This is a genomic window from Thalassoglobus neptunius (assembly GCF_007859735.1).
Classification (GTDB): domain Bacteria; phylum Planctomycetota; class Planctomycetia; order Planctomycetales; family Planctomycetaceae; genus Thalassoglobus; species Thalassoglobus neptunius.
On the sequence record NZ_SIHI01000058.1, the window covers coordinates 1 to 19,038 of the forward strand.

Annotated in this window: 12 protein-coding genes; 5 read left to right on the forward strand and 7 right to left on the reverse strand. The window is 52.5% G+C overall.

The genetic code is table 11. The features are described 5' to 3' along the window. Positions 1 to 95 precede the first annotated feature (95 nt). Positions 96 to 386 carry a hypothetical protein gene (locus KOR42_RS23715; protein ID WP_146512321.1) on the reverse strand — a complete coding sequence of 97 codons (291 nt, stop codon included), beginning with the start codon at positions 384 to 386 and terminating at the stop codon, positions 96 to 98. A gap of 858 nt (positions 387 to 1,244) precedes the next feature. Between KOR42_RS23715 and KOR42_RS23720 the strand changes: the two genes are divergently transcribed. The 5 genes from KOR42_RS23720 to KOR42_RS23740 all read left to right on the forward strand — a co-directional run bounded on the left by KOR42_RS23720 (position 1,245) and on the right by KOR42_RS23740 (position 8,411). Beyond that, entirely contained in the window at positions 1,245 to 2,513 is a 1,269-nt protein-coding gene (locus tag KOR42_RS23720) for a DUF58 domain-containing protein (RefSeq protein ID WP_197441517.1), read from the forward strand. Between the two features lie 112 nt (positions 2,514 to 2,625). Then, entirely contained in the window at positions 2,626 to 5,016 is a 2,391-nt protein-coding gene (locus tag KOR42_RS23725; protein WP_197441518.1) for a transglutaminase-like domain-containing protein, read from the forward strand. Positions 5,017 to 5,099: 83 nt separating this feature from the next. Further along, positions 5,100 to 6,071 (forward strand): AAA family ATPase, encoded by a 972-nt coding sequence (locus KOR42_RS23730; protein WP_231741098.1) that lies wholly within the window; start codon positions 5,100 to 5,102, stop codon positions 6,069 to 6,071. A gap of 260 nt (positions 6,072 to 6,331) precedes the next feature. Then, the gene (locus tag KOR42_RS23735) at positions 6,332 to 6,835 is read left to right on the forward strand and encodes a hypothetical protein (RefSeq protein WP_146512324.1); all 504 of its coding nucleotides are present in this window, start codon (positions 6,332 to 6,334) and stop codon (positions 6,833 to 6,835) included. Next, positions 6,828 to 8,411, forward strand: coding sequence for a permease (locus KOR42_RS23740; protein WP_146512325.1), 1,584 nt, complete (start codon positions 6,828 to 6,830; stop codon positions 8,409 to 8,411). The genes KOR42_RS23735 and KOR42_RS23740 overlap by 8 nt, the downstream gene beginning before the upstream one ends. A 49-nt stretch (positions 8,412 to 8,460) precedes the next feature. Here the strand turns inward: KOR42_RS23740 and KOR42_RS23745 are convergent, their stop codons facing one another. The 6 genes from KOR42_RS23745 to KOR42_RS27540 form a co-directional block, all read right to left on the reverse strand. Continuing rightward, on the reverse strand, positions 8,461 to 9,774 hold the full coding sequence (locus KOR42_RS23745; protein WP_146512326.1) for an APC family permease: 1,314 nt from the start codon (positions 9,772 to 9,774) through the stop codon (positions 8,461 to 8,463). Next, the gene (locus KOR42_RS23750; protein WP_146512327.1) at positions 9,774 to 12,920 is read right to left on the reverse strand and encodes an efflux RND transporter permease subunit; all 3,147 of its coding nucleotides are present in this window, start codon (positions 12,918 to 12,920) and stop codon (positions 9,774 to 9,776) included. Before KOR42_RS23750 ends, KOR42_RS23745 begins: the two co-directional genes overlap by 1 nt. 126 nt (positions 12,921 to 13,046) lie before the next feature. Then, entirely contained in the window at positions 13,047 to 14,381 is a 1,335-nt protein-coding gene (locus tag KOR42_RS23755; RefSeq protein ID WP_146512328.1) for an efflux RND transporter periplasmic adaptor subunit, read from the reverse strand. A 435-nt stretch (positions 14,382 to 14,816) separates the two neighbouring features. Further along, positions 14,817 to 16,397: an FAD-dependent oxidoreductase gene (locus tag KOR42_RS23760; RefSeq protein WP_146512329.1), complete on the reverse strand. Its 1,581-nt coding sequence runs from the start codon at positions 16,395 to 16,397 to the stop codon at positions 14,817 to 14,819. Between the two features lie 613 nt (positions 16,398 to 17,010). Then, a complete protein-coding gene (locus KOR42_RS23765; RefSeq protein WP_146512330.1) occupies positions 17,011 to 17,940 on the reverse strand; it encodes a DUF1559 domain-containing protein in 930 nt (309 codons plus the stop codon). A 197-nt stretch (positions 17,941 to 18,137) separates the two neighbouring features. After that, positions 18,138 to 18,377 (reverse strand): hypothetical protein, encoded by a 240-nt coding sequence (locus KOR42_RS27540; RefSeq protein ID WP_231741099.1) that lies wholly within the window; start codon positions 18,375 to 18,377, stop codon positions 18,138 to 18,140. Positions 18,378 to 19,038 lie beyond the last annotated feature (661 nt).

The window sequence follows — 19,038 nt, forward strand, 5'->3', positions numbered from 1 at the left end:
CAAATCGAGCGAACCCATGATCTATGTGGCTTCCATTGGTCGCATGCTCCGCCGCTTAGCTCCTTCACCCAACCAAGCTCCGTTCAAATACCGACTTACAGCATGAAGAGGATTCCGGATAGGCTCTCAGTATTCCAACTTGGGTAGGCGGAGGTGTATCGCCGCCTGGCAGCGTAGCCGAACCGAAACGCCTGCTCGCAATTTTCAAATGAGTCGTCACTTCCAACTGCTTGCTTGAGCGTGTCGTCGACATCCTGGTTCATATCCCGGGCACTGTCGTCCCCGAAGTCTGATTTCGTTTGTTCCCAGTCGTTCGCAAACGCTCGTTTGACGCGTTCCCAACCGCTGAGATCTTCGTCTGTACAGAAAGTATCTTGAGTGTTCATTGCCTGTTCCTGATTCTCCGAGACCTGTGATAAGGACGCAGCTTCCCCTCAGAGACTTCACTAGTGGCTTGTCTCTGGCGCAATCCCGAGAGTGATCTGTGTGGACGTGTTTGGAACAATGCAACGAGCGTGCCTGCAGAACTCAATCTGCAGATCATCGCTGCAAATGAACTCAGAGGAAAAAGTCACTATTCCCACGTGCTTTTCATGAAGATTGTGGATCTCATTCCGACTCCGCTCAACAACGAGACTTCTTCCTCGCAACAACGCCTATTCGATCAGTAATTTCGAGAATTGCCGCGGCCGTTGTTTCCACGAAAACCAAGCCGCAAACTGATCGGCATTCCTCCACGCTGGATGTTCATGCGCCACGCACTTTGCGTTTCTTGTGATTGATCGGCAAGAGCGGCCCCACCGACCGATTTCTCCGCTCTGATGCTGCGACCTTTTTGAAGACTTTCGCCGCCGACGTGCTTCGACTCTTTGAAATGCGAACTTCGGCATTTCTATCTCCGCAGCGATTTGCATGAGGATTGCCGATATTCAGCCGAAATCCCGAGAGAATCGAAACTCGACAAGCGTCGCAACGCCCGAATTGGCAGCTACTTACGAAACCACCAAAACTTCTCGCGAGAGCTTTGACCGCTCTTTCGACAGGAACCTCAGAAACAATGAAAGATGGTTGTGGCGGAAGCGATGGCCCTCGGTTCGAATGACAATCGATCTCGTGCTTGTACGCCCCAGAACACATCTTCATAACATATTCACAACCGAAACTGTTGCAATTCGTGTGCAACTAGAGTCAAATATCACATTCCCGTCGCAATGACACGCTTCTTGAAGCCACAGAGGTTCGAAGTGAAGTTTATTCAAGAATCACTTCACAAAGCTCACAATATCCTGAACCATGATTTCTGCCCATGGGCGAATCGTTGGGTTTATTGGACGAAACACCCGCTGGCGTGTCTGACTGCAGCTGCGATTGTCTCAGGAAGTTGCGGCCTCTTCGTGAATCCGGTTGGCTTTGCGATTTTAGGCGCCATCTTGCTCGTCGGTGCCTTGGGTGCAGCCTGGCCCTGGATCTGCTCGCGCGGATTGACTGCCGAAGCTGAGTTCATCCAGACACGCTGCCGTTTAGGCGAATCAGTCCTTGTTCAATTACGCATTACAAATCGATATCCCTGGCCCGCCTGGGGATTGTCGATTCGCCGAGGATTTCACAACGGAGTAGACGAGTCGCAGGGAATCGCTTTGGCCCGAGTGAAAGGGTGGTCAGATACCGAATTTGAATGGGTATTCACACCTCCAAGTCGTGGTGTCTTTCCGCAAGGGCTCCCACAAGTCGATACCGCATTTCCTTTCGGGATCTGGCAAGCATTCGTACCGATCGAACTGAAGAGTGAATTGGTCGTCTGGCCTGAATCGGTCTCTCTCGATGCGATGCCCGATATCGTTGAAATTCAAACACGGGAAGACAAGCTGACAGACCGTCGATGTGGCGACACTGGGGAGATGATCGGAATTCGTCCGTACCGCGAGGGAGACTCTCTGCGGCAAGTGCATTGGATCCAGACAGCACGGACCGGAAATCTAATTGTGATGGAAAGGCAATCTCCCGCAACGTGTGCGGTACGGCTGCTGGTCGATGTCGACCACTCTCGTCACAGCTTCCACCCCGCGCGAAATTCTCTCGAACAAACACTTTCAATTGCTGCGAGCATCTTGGAATCGCTGCATCGAAATCACGCTTTTGTCGAACTGCAAGTTCACGAACAACTCATCCCGATTGGCAACTCGTTTGGAGACTTGCGACGAGGTTTAGACGCGCTGGCTCGTGTGCCTGCGGATGGAGTTCGTTGCGATCACGCTTGTCACTTCGATCACCCAACTCGCTGCCTCCCGACCATTGTTGTCACTACGGACCTCGCACTGCATCACCATCGAACACACCCGCATGTTTCGAGGGGCGAGCGCTATATCGTCGTTAAAGCGAATGATGAAGAGAAAGACGCTTCACTGCCGAAACAAGAAGATTGCGATTGTCATTCCTGGCTGGATATCAGCTCCAACGACGTGCTTCGGGATGTTCTTCCCGATCGTTGGCGAAAGGCGTGTCATGTCCAGTGATCACGTGAAACCCAAGATTCCAACGCAAGTGTCACTCAATTGCAAAACACTTGAAAGAACTCATTCTAGTTCCCACCGAACTGATGAACTCTCAACTGCCTCTTCGCAGTTGATGACGTTATTCCTCGCCACAATCGCGGTGCTGGTCCATGCGATCGTCGTCGCAGACAACCAATTCGGGACGATGTTCTGGGGATGCCTTCTCCTCCAAATTTCAGCAATGCTCGTTGGGGCCTGGTCGTTTCGTCGACGGATTGAACACCTCGGGCACGATCTTTTCGTATCCCCTTTGCTTGTACTTGCCGGGTTGAGTGCTCTTGTATGGGAAGGAGTTTCCCGACAGTTTCTCGACAGCGGACAGCCGTTTGAAATCATCACGATGAGCGCGATTCGAAATCTCGTTCTCGGACTTGCCATCGCCAGTGTGAAACCCGCTCCTCAAAAACTGACAGTGGCACTCAGCCTGTTTCTGGTCATCTTTGGTGTGACCACCAGTCACGATCGAATGACGCACTGGCTCGCGGGCACGTTCGCGATTGGCGGTGTCGTCTGGCTTTCAGTTTCGCACTGGGAAAACGTCAGCCGACGACTTAAAGGTCGTGAAAAGGTCCGCTGGCCTCGCTGGGTGATTGCAGTTCCCATCTTGCTGGTCGTTGTCGGAATCGGCGCGATCAGTACGAACCAGCGAGCAGCGATGGCCCTCAAAGGTTTTCTTCCCAGCTCTGGAGGAACGGGAGACGACAGCCCCTATTCTCGAAACGGCGTTGGCAGCGGAGAAAGACTCGTCGCTGGGACCGATTCGATCCAAAGCTTCGCTCCGATCGAAGATGCCCCCTTCATGCAGGATGATCAACCGAGCCTCTATGACCTGTTTGACGACAGCTATCAGGAAGAGGTCCGAATGAACACAAGCGATCGGGCTATGGCACTTCCATCTGATCTCGCTGCTCGGGCGAAAGAGCACCTCCATAGTCAAGTCAAAAAAGCGAACCGTGAATTTTCAACTCTTCGCGAGTCCGCAAAGAACTCGAAGAAACCTCAAGTCGCAGACATTGATAGCGACGCCCTGTTTTATGTCGCAGGACGTGTTCCGCTTCATCTTCGATTACAAGTTTATGACTTATTCGACGGGGTTAGCTGGTATCCGCAAAAACAGCGAGTGCACCATAAACCATTCGAGATCACAACATCAGACGATAAACCCTGGCTCCGCCTGCACGATGCTGGGGAATTTCATGAGTTCCTCGGCCCGGCCGAAACTCATGCTTTAAAGATCATCAATCTTGACTCCAACGTTATTCCATCACCTCTCTACATGCACGGAGTCCATATCGACCTCGTCGATCGCTCTGACATGTTTCAACATGGACCTCCCGGGCTCGTTGCCTTGGACCGCAAATCACTGCCGAGCCTTGTCCCAATCCATATCGCGTCCCGTTCAATTGATTGGGATTCGCTGCTCACTGAAGAGAAGTTATTCCTGAAAGCTCACACGGATCAGGCAATCTCCGTTATCCCGACGAACCTTGATCGAGAAGCTCTCGATGACCTGGCGGAGCAAATCTGTGAAGGCGTCGAAGAAGGATGGCCTCAGATCGCAGCTATTCAAGACTATCTTCGTAGTCACTATAAACTCAATCCGGACTGGAGGCCCAAGGACTCAGAGACTCCCGGAGTCGAACAGTTCCTCTTCGATTCACACGAAGGACCGGACTATCAGTTCGCGACAGCTGCTGCACTCCTGCTGCGAAGTCTGGGCTATGCTTCTCGGGTCGTCAGTGGATTCTATGCCGACCCAAATCAATACGATGCGGATTCTGAGCACACTCCTGTTCTCGTTGATGACGTTCACTTTTGGGCGGAAGTCCGGGTATATGCCGAAGACTGGATCACTGTCGAAGCGACTCCCGGATACGAAACCCTCGGACCACCACTTGGTTTCTTTGCGAAAGCCTGGAACACAATTGTCGCTGGGATTGAATTCCTCTTCCGCCACTGGGTGTATTCCATCGCAGCTGCAATGCTGCTTGCCGCACTTTGGTTTTCTCGCTGTTGGATCATTGACCGCCTGAGGACCGGCCTCTGGAGATTCAAGCTCTGGACGAAGCCTGATCTCACAGTCGCAAACACACTCAAACTCTTGCGACAACGCGCGCAACTGATTGGGCCGCCGCTGAAAATCTCGGTCACCCACCACCAATGGCTCAGCGAACTCATTGCGTTCAATACGCATGTTCAAGAAACACAGCTGCTCTACATGCTGCGTCGCGAGATTGATATCGCGGCGTATTCTAGTCGTCCGAACAGCCCAAATCCCGAGACTCTAAAACTGTGTCGCGATGTCGAGAAGAGCTGTACCTTAAGTTGGTTCCACGCTCTGTATGACGAAAAACCTTTAAGCGAGAGTCGAAAGAACTCCAACTTTTCATTTACAGAGAATCGTGCGCGCCAACACAGCGATCATCAAACACAACAACCTCAGGCGAATACATCGAAACCATAGTTTTGGTTACAAGTCATTCATCGTGGAACTTCAGCCTCAGGAACATCGAGTGAATTATGATAAACTTCATAGAAACTGAAATCATGGCCGAACAAGCGATGACAACGAACGCTACGCCTTCCGATACTGAACTGCGCGAAGAATTTCGACTCGTTCAGAGTCGCCTGAACTCCATTCTCAAAGGGAAGCCAGAAGTCGTCGAGAGAGTTCTTGTCTGCTTGCTGGCACGCGGACATCTCTTACTTGAAGACAAACCGGGCCTCGGAAAAACCACTTTAGCAAAGGCACTTGCAACTGCGATTGGCGGTTCATTCTCGCGTGCTCAGTGTACTCCTGATCTGTTGCCGGGCGATATCACCGGATTCAGCATTTTCAATCAACGAAATCACGAGTTTGAATTTCATAAAGGTCCAGTCTTTGCGGACGTGTTATTAGCTGACGAAATTAATCGCGCGACTCCCCGGACACAAAGTGCTCTACTTGAAGCGATGGCAGAACGTCAGGTCACTGTTGATGCAGAGTGCCACCAACTCTCCGAACAGTTCTTCGTCATGGCGACTCAAAACCCCATTGACCAACACGGAACTTATCCACTTCCAGAAGCGCAGCTTGACCGATTCGCAATGAAACTGAGCGTCGGATACCCTGCCCGCCTCGACGAACTGGGAATGCTAAAATCGGCAACAAGCATCAAAAACAAAGACCTCAATCAAGGGTCTTCGATCCTGTCCGAGGGTTCGCTTCTAAAGGCTCAAGAAGCCGTCGAAGCGGTCTACGTCGATGAATGTATCCAAAACTACCTGCTGGATTTTGGCGACCTGAGCCGAAATCATCCCCGCATCCACCTCGGATTAAGCCCGCGCGGACTGCTCATCTGGCAGCGAACCTGTCAGGCGTTGGCGTTCTTGCGTGATCGCGACTTTGTAACCCCTGATGATGTCCAGGAAGCAGCGGAACCTGTGCTGAGTGTCCGGCTTGGAGTCGAACACAGCAACTCGACAGTCATTGTCCACGAACTCACGGAATCTGTCGAAGTGCCCGGTGGATTCGATTAAAGCACGCCGTTTCTGGCAGCCCGTTCTATTGCATGGGCAGACCAAATGGTTGTCCCGTTCGTGAGCACGAACTCGCAAAGCTGCCTCCAATGAAACACATAGTACATCAGCGACCTGTGGCTCTCGGATCACTCGCCCAACAGTGACTTTGCTTTGTATCGCTTAACAGGTCGGCGTGTTCTCTCGTCATTAGCTTAGCCACTCACTGAGGTGAACGAGACCAGTTGATGAAGAATTGCCCTTGCCAGAAAGAGACCCGAATGGCTTCGCATTCAGAGGCTTACGGTCGTTTGACCAGATACCGACTATTCATCGTCTTATTTATGTTGTGCACATGTTGCGGGTGCGGCGGAGATGAAGAAGAAGAGCACCTTGAACACATTATCCCTGCCCATAAACCGAGGAACTTCGCAGAAGCGGTCTCCGAACTTCAATCCCGGGGAGTGTCGATTTGGGACGAAACTGCATCTGCCGAGATGAAAGATGAGATGCTCGACATCATTAACTGGCTCCCAGAACTCGCCGCAGACAGCGACCTCAGGCGTAAACAGTGGGAAACCGTTCAATCGACCAGTCAAGAACTCTCTCGAATTGCGACAAGTCAAGACTCCGAGAAGTCCGTTGAGAGTTGGAACAGCTATTTAGAGGAACTGGAATCACTTGTCCCCTATTCTGATTTAGCACACCCGGGGGCGAATCTTCGACAAGTCCAGCACACTGAAACCTCCGAACCAACATCTGCTGGAGAACAACAGCATGACTGAGACACTTATCTGGAGCTTCCTGCTCCGATTCCTGCAAGCTTTATTTAGTGCAGCACCATTTATCCTCGCTGGATTAATTATCGCTGGAGTCTTCCGGCGCCTGATCGGACGGGACCTGACCGTTCGTCTCTTTGGTGGGAAGTCAAACCGATCTTTAATGCAGGCTTGGGGCATCGGAATGTTGCTGCCAATCTGTTCTCTAGGTGTAATCCCAGTGATTCGGGAACTGCGTCGAATGGGCCTCAAAGGCGGCACCATCCTGGCGTTCGCCATGTCCGCTCCTTTGTTTAATCCGCTGTCCGTGTTGTACGGACTGACATTATCCGAACCTTGGGCGATCATCACATTTGCATTCTGTTCTCTGCTCGTGGTCACCGGAGTTGGATTCTTTTGGGATCGAATTTTTCCTGACAGCGAAGCGACTGAACCGCCTCCTTCTGAAGTCGGTTTCGGATTGAAACGAATGTTGTCGATTGGCGTTGCCGCTGGTCGCGAAGCTGGAGGAGTTTCGGCGGTTTTTATTCTCATTGGGTTAGTGGGAGTCGCCATGCTCGGCGTGATTATCCCCGCTGGTGGGCTCCAACATGCGATGAACGGAGACAACCCATTCGCCCCGATAACGATGTCTGGAGTCGCCGTCCCCGTCTACGCCACTCCAATGCTCGCCATGAGTCAACTGGGGATGATGTTCCAACACGCCAATTCGCCCGGTGCCGCTTTCGTCTTATTGGTTCTGGGGGCCGGTATGAACTTAGGACTCGCTGCATGGATGTGGCGGCAATACGGTCTTAAGAAGTGTGCTGTCTGGTTTGCGCTTTTAATGTTTGTGGTTCTCGGTCTTGCGTACGGAGTCGATCGTCCACTTTACCCTCACGAAATTGATCCTGCCGATCATACACATGCGTTCGATATTTATTGTCGACCGTTTCATGGAACGGTCCCGAATGTTTCACAAGTCGTCATTGAAAAGTTAGAGCGTGATACACAACCTTACGAGCTCTACGCCTGTATTGTGTTGGGTGTTGTTGTCCTTTTTGGTCTGGCCCTTAACCTCTTTGATCGAAACCACCGAGTGGAGGAATGGCTTGAGAAACAACCGGAAGTGGCTGAGCCAAGCCGATTTGACGTGATCGTCCCTGCTCCCGTCCTCGGTGGACTTTCACTTGTCGGACTGATTCTGGCCAGTGTCCTTGGATGCTACGCATACTATCCGCCACCGGCTGAAGTCCTGGAAGAGATGAACATCGCTAAAGCGGAGGCCCTCGGAGCAGCTTTGGTCGGAGATGAAGTTCACTCCAAATATTGGATAGAAATCTATCAAGACTGGAGCCGCAAGCTTGAAGTTGGCGTTTACCTTCGCGACTGGAAAGTGAGCGACTACCACCGCATCAAATCTCGTATTCTCCGCGAACAGCTTGAACTGCTGAAACATGCCGTTGAACATCACGAAGAGGACAAACACGATGAACATGAAGAGATCGCTGAACACGATCAGGACGCCGAAATCCGCGAGTTAGTCTCGAAAGTGAACACCAGTCAAGTCAGGCTGAAAAGTGCGTATCTCGACGAGCGCTAACAGCCAGAATAGGTGATCGACCTCGTCCACTTCCTGGAGATCGCCCCATTTAAGAGTGTTGGCGATTCATTTGTCGCATGAAGAGTTGAAAGACGAGACCGCCCGCGATTAAGGCCAAACCCGACATCCAGATGCGTGGCTCGACCCAGAAGGCAAGCGACAGACAGGAGATTAACCCCAACCAGGGAATAATCTTTGGGAACAACCGCTCTTCATCGGAGAGCTGGATGGCAGCGAGGTTCGTCAGGGCATAGTAAACGAGGACGGTGAACGCGCTGAAGGACCAGGTTGTTTTCACATCGCCAATGCACGAGAGGAGCGCAATAACGATTCCGACTGCAATCACAGCCACGGTTGGTGTCGATTCGGATTTGTTGAGACGTCCCAAACTTCGAGGAAGATCTCCGCGTCTCCCCATCGCCAATGCAACCCGCGAAAGTCCAAGAATCAGGTTGAGAAGCACGCCCAACATCGCTGTGACTGCGCCCACAGCGATCAACTTCTCCACGAATGGCGAATCAAACTGGCGGGCGACCAAAACGAGCGACGCTGCATTTTCATCCGTGGCCTGTGCAAAGAATTGTGATCCGCTTGATGCGATTCCAACGAGACCGACAACAGCGTAGAGCAAAGACGTAACAATCAACGTGCAGATGATCGCCCGAGGGATCGTTCGGTGCGGATTGACAACTTCTTCGCCGAGCGTGGCGATTCGTCCATAGCCAGTATATGCCACGAACATCAAAGCACAGGCTTCGAAGAATCCGCTGAAAACTTCACCCGATTCGCGCAACTGGAAGAACGGAGACAGATTTCCCGTCCCGTTGCTGAATGCGGTCGGCAACCCTGCCAGGACGAAGCCGGCAAGAGAAGCGAGCGTCAATGAAACAATGGCAATGTTCGTCCAGTTCGATCTTCTAATCCCGCTCAGCACCAACATTGTCATGAAGACCACAATCCCAACAGCCAGCGGGACCGTCCACGTTGCCTGATTCTGATTAAACAGATTCAGCGCATATCCGGAGAACCCCAAGGCTGCTGTCGCTGCAGAAGCACTCTTGGCACACAAGAACATCCATCCTGCAGTGAACCCGAGCGTCGGATGTAACCAGCGATAGCCGTATTCATAAGTGCCGCCACTGACGGGGTAATTGGCGGCAAGTTGGGCACTGCTTAAGCCATTAAAGGTTGCGACAAACGCTGCGACGATGATCGCCAACACAACCGAAGGACCTGTGAGTCCGGCGACGATGCCGAGACTCACAAAGACGCCTGTCCCGATGATGGAACCAAGTCCCATCATCACCGCTCCGACGAGGCCGACTTCACGGCTTAGTTCGTTTTGTGAAGCCTCTTCCGTCATCAGGTTGCGATCCGGGAACGCCGGTGCACGAGTGAATAGACACACGGAACGAGCACGAGCGTCAACACGGTCGACACGATCATTCCTCCCAGGAGAGCCCGAGCGAGCGGGATCATCGCTTCATTTCCCGGTGACAGTTGAAACGAGAGTGGCAGCATTGAAGCGACAAGTGTCAACGAAGTCATCAAAATCGGCCTCAACCGAACTTGTGCAGCGGACAGTGCCGCTTCCCGGGGAGCGAGTCCGTCGGCGCGGCGTCGGTTTGCGAACTCGACCAGCAGAATGGAGTTGTTTACGACGACGCCAATCATCATCAACGTTCCCATTAACGACTGAATGTTGATGTATGTGTCGGTCAGATAGAGCACCAGCAGAACACCACCCAGGCCGAGAGGAACAGCGAGCATGATGATCAACGGATCGACAAACGAACGGAACTGAGCCATTAGCACCAAATACACAAGGATGCCAGCCACGACCAGCCCGACTCCAAGAAGCCTCATCCCCGATTCCATCGTTTCGACCGGTCCGCGAATTGTTGTTGATACGCCGTTTTCGAATTCCATACCCGCCAGGGCCTGCCGTACTTCGCTCGCGACCGATCCGACATCTCGTCCGGAGACGTTCACATGCACGTCGTTGACACGAGCAATGTTGTAGTGAGCGATCTCTCCCGGAATGGTCACTCGCTTCACGGTCGCGACATTGGAAAGCGGGATGGTGATCGGGCCATCGGGCGTATCGAGTGAAAGCGGAATATTTCGCACGTCGTCCAATGACTGAAACTCGTTGCCTTCGTATTGCACACCCATGAAGAAATCGACTCCCGACTTCGGGTCAATCCAGATCGTCGGTGAATAGCCGACACTGGAGCCAAGTGCGGTTAAGACGGTTTGAGCAACTTCTTCTTGATCGACGCCCAGATATTTCGCCCGCGTGCGATCGACTTGAACATCGAATTGCGGATAGTCGAGTGACTGGGCGATTTGGACATCTCGCGTACCGGGAATTTGATTAACAACATTAACGATCCGCTCGGCTGCGTCACGGCATTGCCCCAATGTTCCGGCCGAGACCTGTACGCTGATCGGAGTAGGAACACCTTCATTGAGGGCCATGTTGACGATTCCTCCCGAGACAAACAGGAATTCTTCGAGCGGATATTCGTCGGCCAATCGATCGCGGAGAGTGTTCACATACGTCTGCGTGCTGGTCTTTCGGCCTTCTTGTTTAAGATTAACAATTATGTAAGCTGTATCCGGACCGGAGTTGGAACTAAGAACTGTCGAGAACCCTGCTCCCTTACCCACTGGAAGACCGATGTTGGCGATTAACGTTTCGATTTGATCTTCCGGGATAACATCTTTAATTGTTTCCTCAATCCGTGCCACGAGCTTTTCGGTCTCTTCGAGCTTGTTACCAGGGAGAGTTTTCAGACGGACTTCGAAAGTCCCTGCGTCAACATCGGGGAAGAGTTCTGTTCCGATGAGGGGTGCCAGGAGGAACGATGCACCAACACTCACGACGATCAAGAGCACACTGATTGCCGGAGCTTTGAGGACGACGTTGAGCATCCGCCCATAGATTCCATGTGGCTTGGCGTCATCTTTCTCTGACGCCTCCAGCGATGATGAATCACCTCGGGAACGAACACGCTCACGCACGAAAGTGGCACAAAACGCCGGGACGACGGTCAGGGCGAGGAGATAGGAAGCACCGATTGTGAATGTTGCAGCCAGTGCGAGAGGCTCGAACAGGTACTTAATCATTCCGGTTAAAAACACTGCAGGCAGGAAGACTGCGAGCGTTGTGATTGTCCCAGCGAGAATGGCCCCCGCTACTTCCTGAGTTCCATCACGGGCTGCATCCAGAGCGGATTTTCCCATCCGCTGATGTCGAATCACATTCTCAACGACGACGATACCAGCATCGACCACTGTTCCGATGGCTAATGCAATCCCGCCGAGCGTCATCACATTAATTGTCTGCCCCGTGAACGCAAATCCGAGACCGCCGATCAGGATCGCGAGCAAAATTGTTGAGACAATGATCAGCGTTGGCAGCAATCGTCTGAGGAAGATGAAAACGACAACGGCAACGAGAATCGCCCCCAACCCAATCTGGCTGTAAAGATTGGACATCGCATTGCGAATATAATGCGACTGGTCGGAAACGAGAGTCACTTCCGTCGCTTCAGGAATATCGCCACGGTCTTTCATCTTGGGGATCTCGGTGGCAATCCCTTCATAAATGCGATCGACGACGGCAATCGTGTTCTCACCGGGCTCGCGAAGCAACGGGCAATAAACGCTCCGTTTTCCGTTCACGCGAACGATGTTGTACTGGAGAGCAGCGTCGTCTTTGACGTGTCCAACATCTCGAATGAAGATCGGGCGACCGTCGCGAATGGTAATCGGGATCGCTTCAATTTCTTCTGTCGTCGGCAATGTATTTTTAGGATGAATCTGGTAATCGGTCTCGCCGATTTGTGCCGTTCCTGCAGCGAGGACGAGATTCGACTTTTGCAGTGCATCCACAACATCGGTTGCGCTAACATGATGCGCCTGCAGCTTGGATGGATCGACATAGATCATCATCTGCCGAAATTTGCCGCCGAACGGATGCGGGATCTGCACCCCCTTGAGCCCCCCCATTTTGTTACGGACAGCGTAATAACCGATGCTGTACAATTCTGATTCGCTGAGTCCTTCACCGGAAATCGCCGCGAGAACCACGGGCAAATTCGACGGTTCACTGCGAAGCGTAAACGGCCACTCGATCCCCGGGGGCAAGTGAAACATGTCACTCGCTTCAAGGTTGACGATGTCGTTCATCGCGGAACTGGGATCGGCTCCCGGCTGAAAGAAAACCTTAATGACCGTTGCGCCGGGAACGGTGCGAGATTCCTGATGTTCAATTTTACCGGCGAGAGTCAACGCTCGTTCGACACGTGACGCAACCGACTTTTCCATATCAAGCGTTGGCAAGCCGGGATACGAGAAGAAGCTCACAACGACCGGCTTTTTGAAATCGGGAAGAATGTCGATCGTAATACCCGGAATGACCGCGGCACCCAGCAAACACAATGCGATCGCTGCTGCGAGAACGGCGTAGCGATTCTTGAGTGAGAAATTAATTAATCCCATCGAACTCTCTGTCTATGGCCAGCGCACCAGCTTATTGGTCAGGAGCCGGGCGTCTGATTGGATCTGTATTGCGAAGATTCAAGCACGTTGCGAACAGGTCGTCGCCGATTCACATGAACAAATGCTTTAGCGACTTAGTGGAACGACTTTTTCGCCGTCGGTGAATCGCTTCAGGTGGGCATCGATGACTTGTTGACCGGGGGAAAGCCCGGCGAGGATTTCAATGGAATGACCATCGTCTAAACCAGTCTTCACCGGCGAGATGGAAACTGTTGAGTCTTCTTCAACGATGTAAACATACGCGTCGCCCGATTCTGAAAATCGAACCGCTCGAGCAGGCAATATTGTGGCAGCGATTTTCGTTGAGAGAGAAATCGACGCTTCACCGAACATCCCGGGAATCAGTTTTCGGTCAGTGTTTTGTACTTCTGCTTCGACCAGCATCGTTCGGGTGCTCGGATCGAGAACTCCTGCCAGACGTGTGACGCTGGCTGTCATAGGCTCCTCAGCGGGGAACGAAGGGAATCGGAGCGTGACGGTATCTCCGCGACGGACCAACGCTGCATCGACTTCCGGAACAGGAATGTGAACACGAACCGTCTCCATTTGACTGATGACAAACAGAGGTTTGCCGCTGCCGACTTCACTTGTCTCACGCACAAGATCACCGGGATCGACGTGGCGTTGCGTGACAATGCCATTAAATGGAGCCTTGAGAGTGGAGTAATCAATCAGGACATCGATTTCCTCAAGTTGCCGTCGGGCAATGTCAGTCTCAGCCTGATCCGCTTTGAGATCGGCTTGCGCCGACGTCAGTTGTGCCTGGGCGACGGCAACATCCGCATCGGCTGAGTGGATTGCTGATGCAGTGGCTTCCTTGTTGGCTCGCTCCGAATCACGTTTCTTTCGGACTTCATCCAGAACTCGACTTTCCAGTGATTGACGTTGAACAAGGTCTTGTGTGCGATTGAATTCCGCTTCCATCGCGGCCAGCGACGCGTCCGCGCGGCTCATTTCCGATTTGGCTTGAGCAAGCTTCGCCTCGGCCGAGCGGACATGGGCCTCGGCCAACGCCACTCCGGCTTGAGCACGGGCTTCTTCAGAGACAAAACGAGTAATCCGCGCTTCGATGATCTCACGCTGCTTACGCATCTCGGGAACATTGATGATCGCCAGCGTCTCGCCAGCTTCGACAACGTCGCCGATGTCCGCTTTGATTTCGCCGACGTACCCCGAAACTTTCGCACGAATCTCTGCCTGATAGTACGGATGCACTGTGGCAGGTTGCGAAGTCGTTCGCTGCACTTTCGTTTCAGATGCAGAGACCAATTTGACAGGAATTGACTCCTGCGTTTCTTTTCTTTGAACGCTTGGTTGCTGCTTTGCACAGCTCGAAATGACGGTGGAAACGATAAGCAGAGCGGCGCAACTGCCGAAAGAACGATATTCAGATCGCATCATGTGCGGTGGTCTCCTCTGAGTGAAATTGGCTCGGCATTCTAAACCGAAAGCGGGCCAATGTCTCGCTAGTTTTCTCGACAGTATAAGCTCGACCAACCCCCTTCGCGATGAGCTGAGGACCAGAAACCGCCAAAGGCAGCTTCAAAACGTCAATTCGTCTCGAATTGGCAACGTGAATGCAGTTGTCGTCTTTTGAAATGAGGCTTTAGGAATGGTCATTCCCCTTTTGGATCGATCAAGAAAAAACGTCAGTTCAACAGAAACAGGATCGCGGACGTCCGAAGATGCAGCATCGCCCTTTTCACGAAAGACATCAGGTCCGCACTTGTGATCAGCGATCGGCACGACCGATCAATGCGTTCAACTTGCATGCAACACACTCACCATCGCCGTTCTCTGCAACCTTGTTACCGAAAATGCAAACGCTCTTTGAATTCAAGTTTTGTCAGAACCGCTTAGCAGTGCTTGATATTCCTGAAGCGATGCGAGGTGGTGGTCGTCGGCTCGGAGCCCGATATGGCCATCCGGCCGAATGACCAGGAGCGTGACGCCTTGAACACCGAGCGATTCGGCGTCCGATGGCGTCACTTGAGCGTCTATCTTTTCAGGATCGGGCTGAGTCGAGAGAACAAATATCGCCTCAATTATCGGGGTTTCACCCCAGGACCTGATCGAAGCGTTGAGTTCGGCGAGCGTCTCGTGTTGTTCTGACGATCGACCAAGTAGCAAGACCGTGTGACCAGTTCGATGTGTGAATTCATGTAACTTTCGCAATCGGCTCCCGGCCATGATCACTTCGATTCCACCGGGCAGCCTCTGACCTGCCGCGAGAACATCGTGACGATTTCCGATTACAATCGGTGAGTCACTGTAATCGATGTCGAGTTCGGTCTCGGCAACAACCTCCTGATGCCGAGAGGCGGGGTCGGCAAACATCTCTCTTAGAGCTTCATCCCTGCAAGACCGTTCCGTATCGTCAAGAGCATTTTGCATCTGCTCCGCCCCGTCTCCAGATGCTGCGATGACTTGCGCGACAGGTCGTCTTTCAGCTTCATAGCTCTCCAAAATTCTGGGTGTGCTTTGCCCCTGGCAAACAAGCGCTAACTTCCAAGCGAGATTAAAAGCGTCCTGTATCCCCGAATTCATTCCGTGCCCTTGAGCGGGCGTACAGACATGGGCTGCATCTCCCGCCAGAAAGATCCGCCCCAAACGAAACCGAGCGGCCACCTTCGAGTGACATTGGAAACGAGTCGGATTGCCAACGTTTTCAAAGCTAAAGTTTGACAAATAGCGTCCAAGAGTCGTCGATGCTTCTTCCAACAAATCTGCACTTGTTGAGTGCGGACGCAAGTAAACACGCCATCGCTCCTCGGGAAGTGCGGTCAGGATGACGGGAACTTCATCCAGATAAACATAAACCCCTTCGTAAGAATTTTGCCAACCAGCCACTGTCGCATCAAACACAGCCCACGGTTCTTCAATATCATGGCCGGTCATCTTGATTCCGGTCAATTCTCGAGTTGTGCTGTGAAACCCATCGCATCCCACAACCCATTGAACAGAAACTCGTTCAGTCCGACCCTCATTTTGAATAGTGGCGGTCACCTCGCCAGATTCCTCCGCCAGTTCAACAAGTCGAGCGGAGCGAAGGATGTTTCCTCCCTGCTGGTGCAGATAGTCAGTCAGGATCGACTCAGTCACTTCTTCCGAGATCCCAATATTAAAACCGTAGCAACTGTCACATGCAGAGAGATCGAGTTCTCCAAGCAGGAGCCCACCGGAAGAGATTTGGACAACCCGTTGCTTGACGCCCACATCGAGAAACTGCTCGATAATGCCCAGAGATTCAAAAACTTCCAGTGAGCGAGGATGGATGACTGTTGCCCTGTCCCAATGCAATGGCTCTGAATGCGCATCGATGATCAGGCAGTCGACATTCCGACGCTGAAGTTCGGATGCAAGCAACAGACCGGTTGGACCGGCACCGACCACGAGAACTTGCGGACCTGAAGACATCTTCACTTACCAAGCGACGGGAACATTCGGAATTCTTCCGACACGAAAACGCATCCCCGACTCGAGGACTTGCTGATCAGTGCGAAAGGAGATGAGCAATCCGATTCTATCAACGAGCGATCACTGGCCGTCAACTGATTGCCGGATTCCCGCTACTGCCCGAGGTCTCACACGACAACAAATTCCTGAGAACATGATCCCAGCGTGTAGAGCGACTTCCCATCGATGAAGCCTACCTCGTGGCAGGATTTCAGCAACTCGTGTGATCGACCACAGCTTCGTCGAATAAAACAAGTCCGCAGTCTCCAGACACGTTTCCCCCGCTGGCTGTTTAATTACTCACAACATCTCTAATTAACAATTCATCATATCCTATGCCCAGTTTGCAACGGGACCGAAGCGACCTGATCGAAAACGAAAACCTTCAACCCGTTCGCCCACAGCCTCCTAACATGCAGAAGACTTTTTCCTGACCACCGACTCGCTCCGCTTCCCAGCGGGAGCCTCACTGTTAAGCCCAAACTGACATCAAGGCCTCCTGACCTATACACGAGACACCCGGTTGGCGTGTCACTTGAGACTCACCAACCGGGGCGAAGCTCGTCAACTTAAATTAAAACTCGCCAATCACTTCACCACCCGAACGAGTTCCGAGCGCGTTATAGACGTTCTCATCAATGTTCTCACTGATCGCTCGAACTGTGCCGTCTCCCATTGCAAACTGACCGATTCCGGAATGAGGAGCGGAAACGCCCTTGTCATCCGTACCGGGTTGGTTGGGTCGGTACTGCGTTTCGAACAACACCATATGACCGTGATCATCTGACAGGTCAGTCACCTCACGAACAGCGGCACACCACGCAGTTTCAAAAAACTGATGACCTGCCCCTGTCGCACCGGGAAGCGGACCGTTCGTCCGCTCACCCAGAAACAACGTATTGGACAGCCCATCCGTCACGTCTCGAAACCGCGTCGAACTGTTACGGAAGAAAACTCCTCGACTCTGAAGAGGAGTGTCATCAAGGTTCACCGTCGACGACGAAGGCCCCCAGTTCGCAGCATAGCTGGCAGCTGCATATTGCTCGATCGGAGTCACAGAATCGTCTCTGACAACAAACGCTCCTCCAGAATACGGATCAGACGGGCAGAGGAAGACCGACAGGTGTTGCTCTCGAGGATCTTGTTGAGTGACATCAAACACCGGGCTATTAAAATCGACTTGCAGGTAAAGGTTCGACTGTTCCAGCTGCGGAAGAATCATCAATCCCCAAGCGAATCCCATATGATTCGCACTCGATCCGGACGGATCAAACTTATGTAAGTATCCGGGCGGAAGGACTCGATGCGTCGACTCATAGTTGTGCAAAGCGAGCACGAGTTGCTTGAGATTGTTTTTGCAGGCTGATCGTCTGGCTGCTTCACGAGCCTGTTGAACAGCAGGCAAAAGCAGTGCAATCAAAATCGCGATGATGGCAATAACCACCAGAAGTTCAATAAGTGTAAAGCCGCGACGTTTTCGTCGACAGCGTTGAAGAAATCGCATTAGAATCTCCGGAAAAGAATCGCTCGGGCGGAGCGCCGTTGGAATCAAAATTGTTAGGGTGGCCACACACTCCTCCGGAAACGATTGCTCGCGATTGACCGCGCAATCAAAGCGCAAGTTCAACTCAAAGCAATCGCCCGACAAGGACCATGCAGTTTTCACCGAAGCGTGCAAAACAGGCACTGGCAGCGTGTGCCTTAGGCCACCTTTGGTGGAGGCGTGGCGGGAGCGTCCGGAAGCCTCCCGCGAATAACAGCAGTCAACGCGAAATGCCGTGTCGTCGATTCATCCGGCATCAGGTGCAGCCGGCCAGGAACCGGAGCATGAACCAGAAATAGAAGCTGCATCAACTGACCGAAATCCCACGGAGATCGAATGTCCACCAACTCGCCACGAGCCGCTTCCGCGTCAGAATCTCGCCCTGAAGTAGTGCTCACTCCCGAAGTCCCAGTCCCCTTGAAATCGGGAAGCGTCAGCTGAAACCCAAGAATCGAAATATGGAGGTGGCTACGATTCGACCGGAGCTGCGACTCGGCCCCTTCTTCCTCAACCTGATGATTACTATGGCAGCGAACGTGGCTACGGTCGTGAGAGTGGACACCAGAGTGCGAATGTGAATGCGAATCCTCCCCGCCATGATGCGCATGACGCCACCCCGGCGAGACCGACAAAGACACGGCCACGAGCAGCAGCAGACAAATACTGATCAGGGTCTTAGGAAATGCTCTCGACATAGAGCACGAAGCCTATCGAGTCACGCCGCCTCACTCAATCGACAAGCCTCCCCTTACTCACCTCCAGACGAAAGATCAATTTTTAATAAGACTACCCGGAGGTTCTGTTAAAGGGTAATTCAGCAATGCTCATTCCCCCAATGCGATCCGTCGTGAGGTAGCATTCTCGAACAAATGAATGGGTCCAGTTAAACTGTTCCTTTAGCTCGACGCCAATCTTCGACATGCTTCGTACTCAGAGCCTATCCGGAATCCTCTTCATGCTGTAAGTCGGTATTTGAACGGAGCTTGGTTGGGTGAAGGAGCTAAGCGGCGGAGCATGCGACCAATGGAAGCCACATAGATCATGGGTTCGCTCGATTTG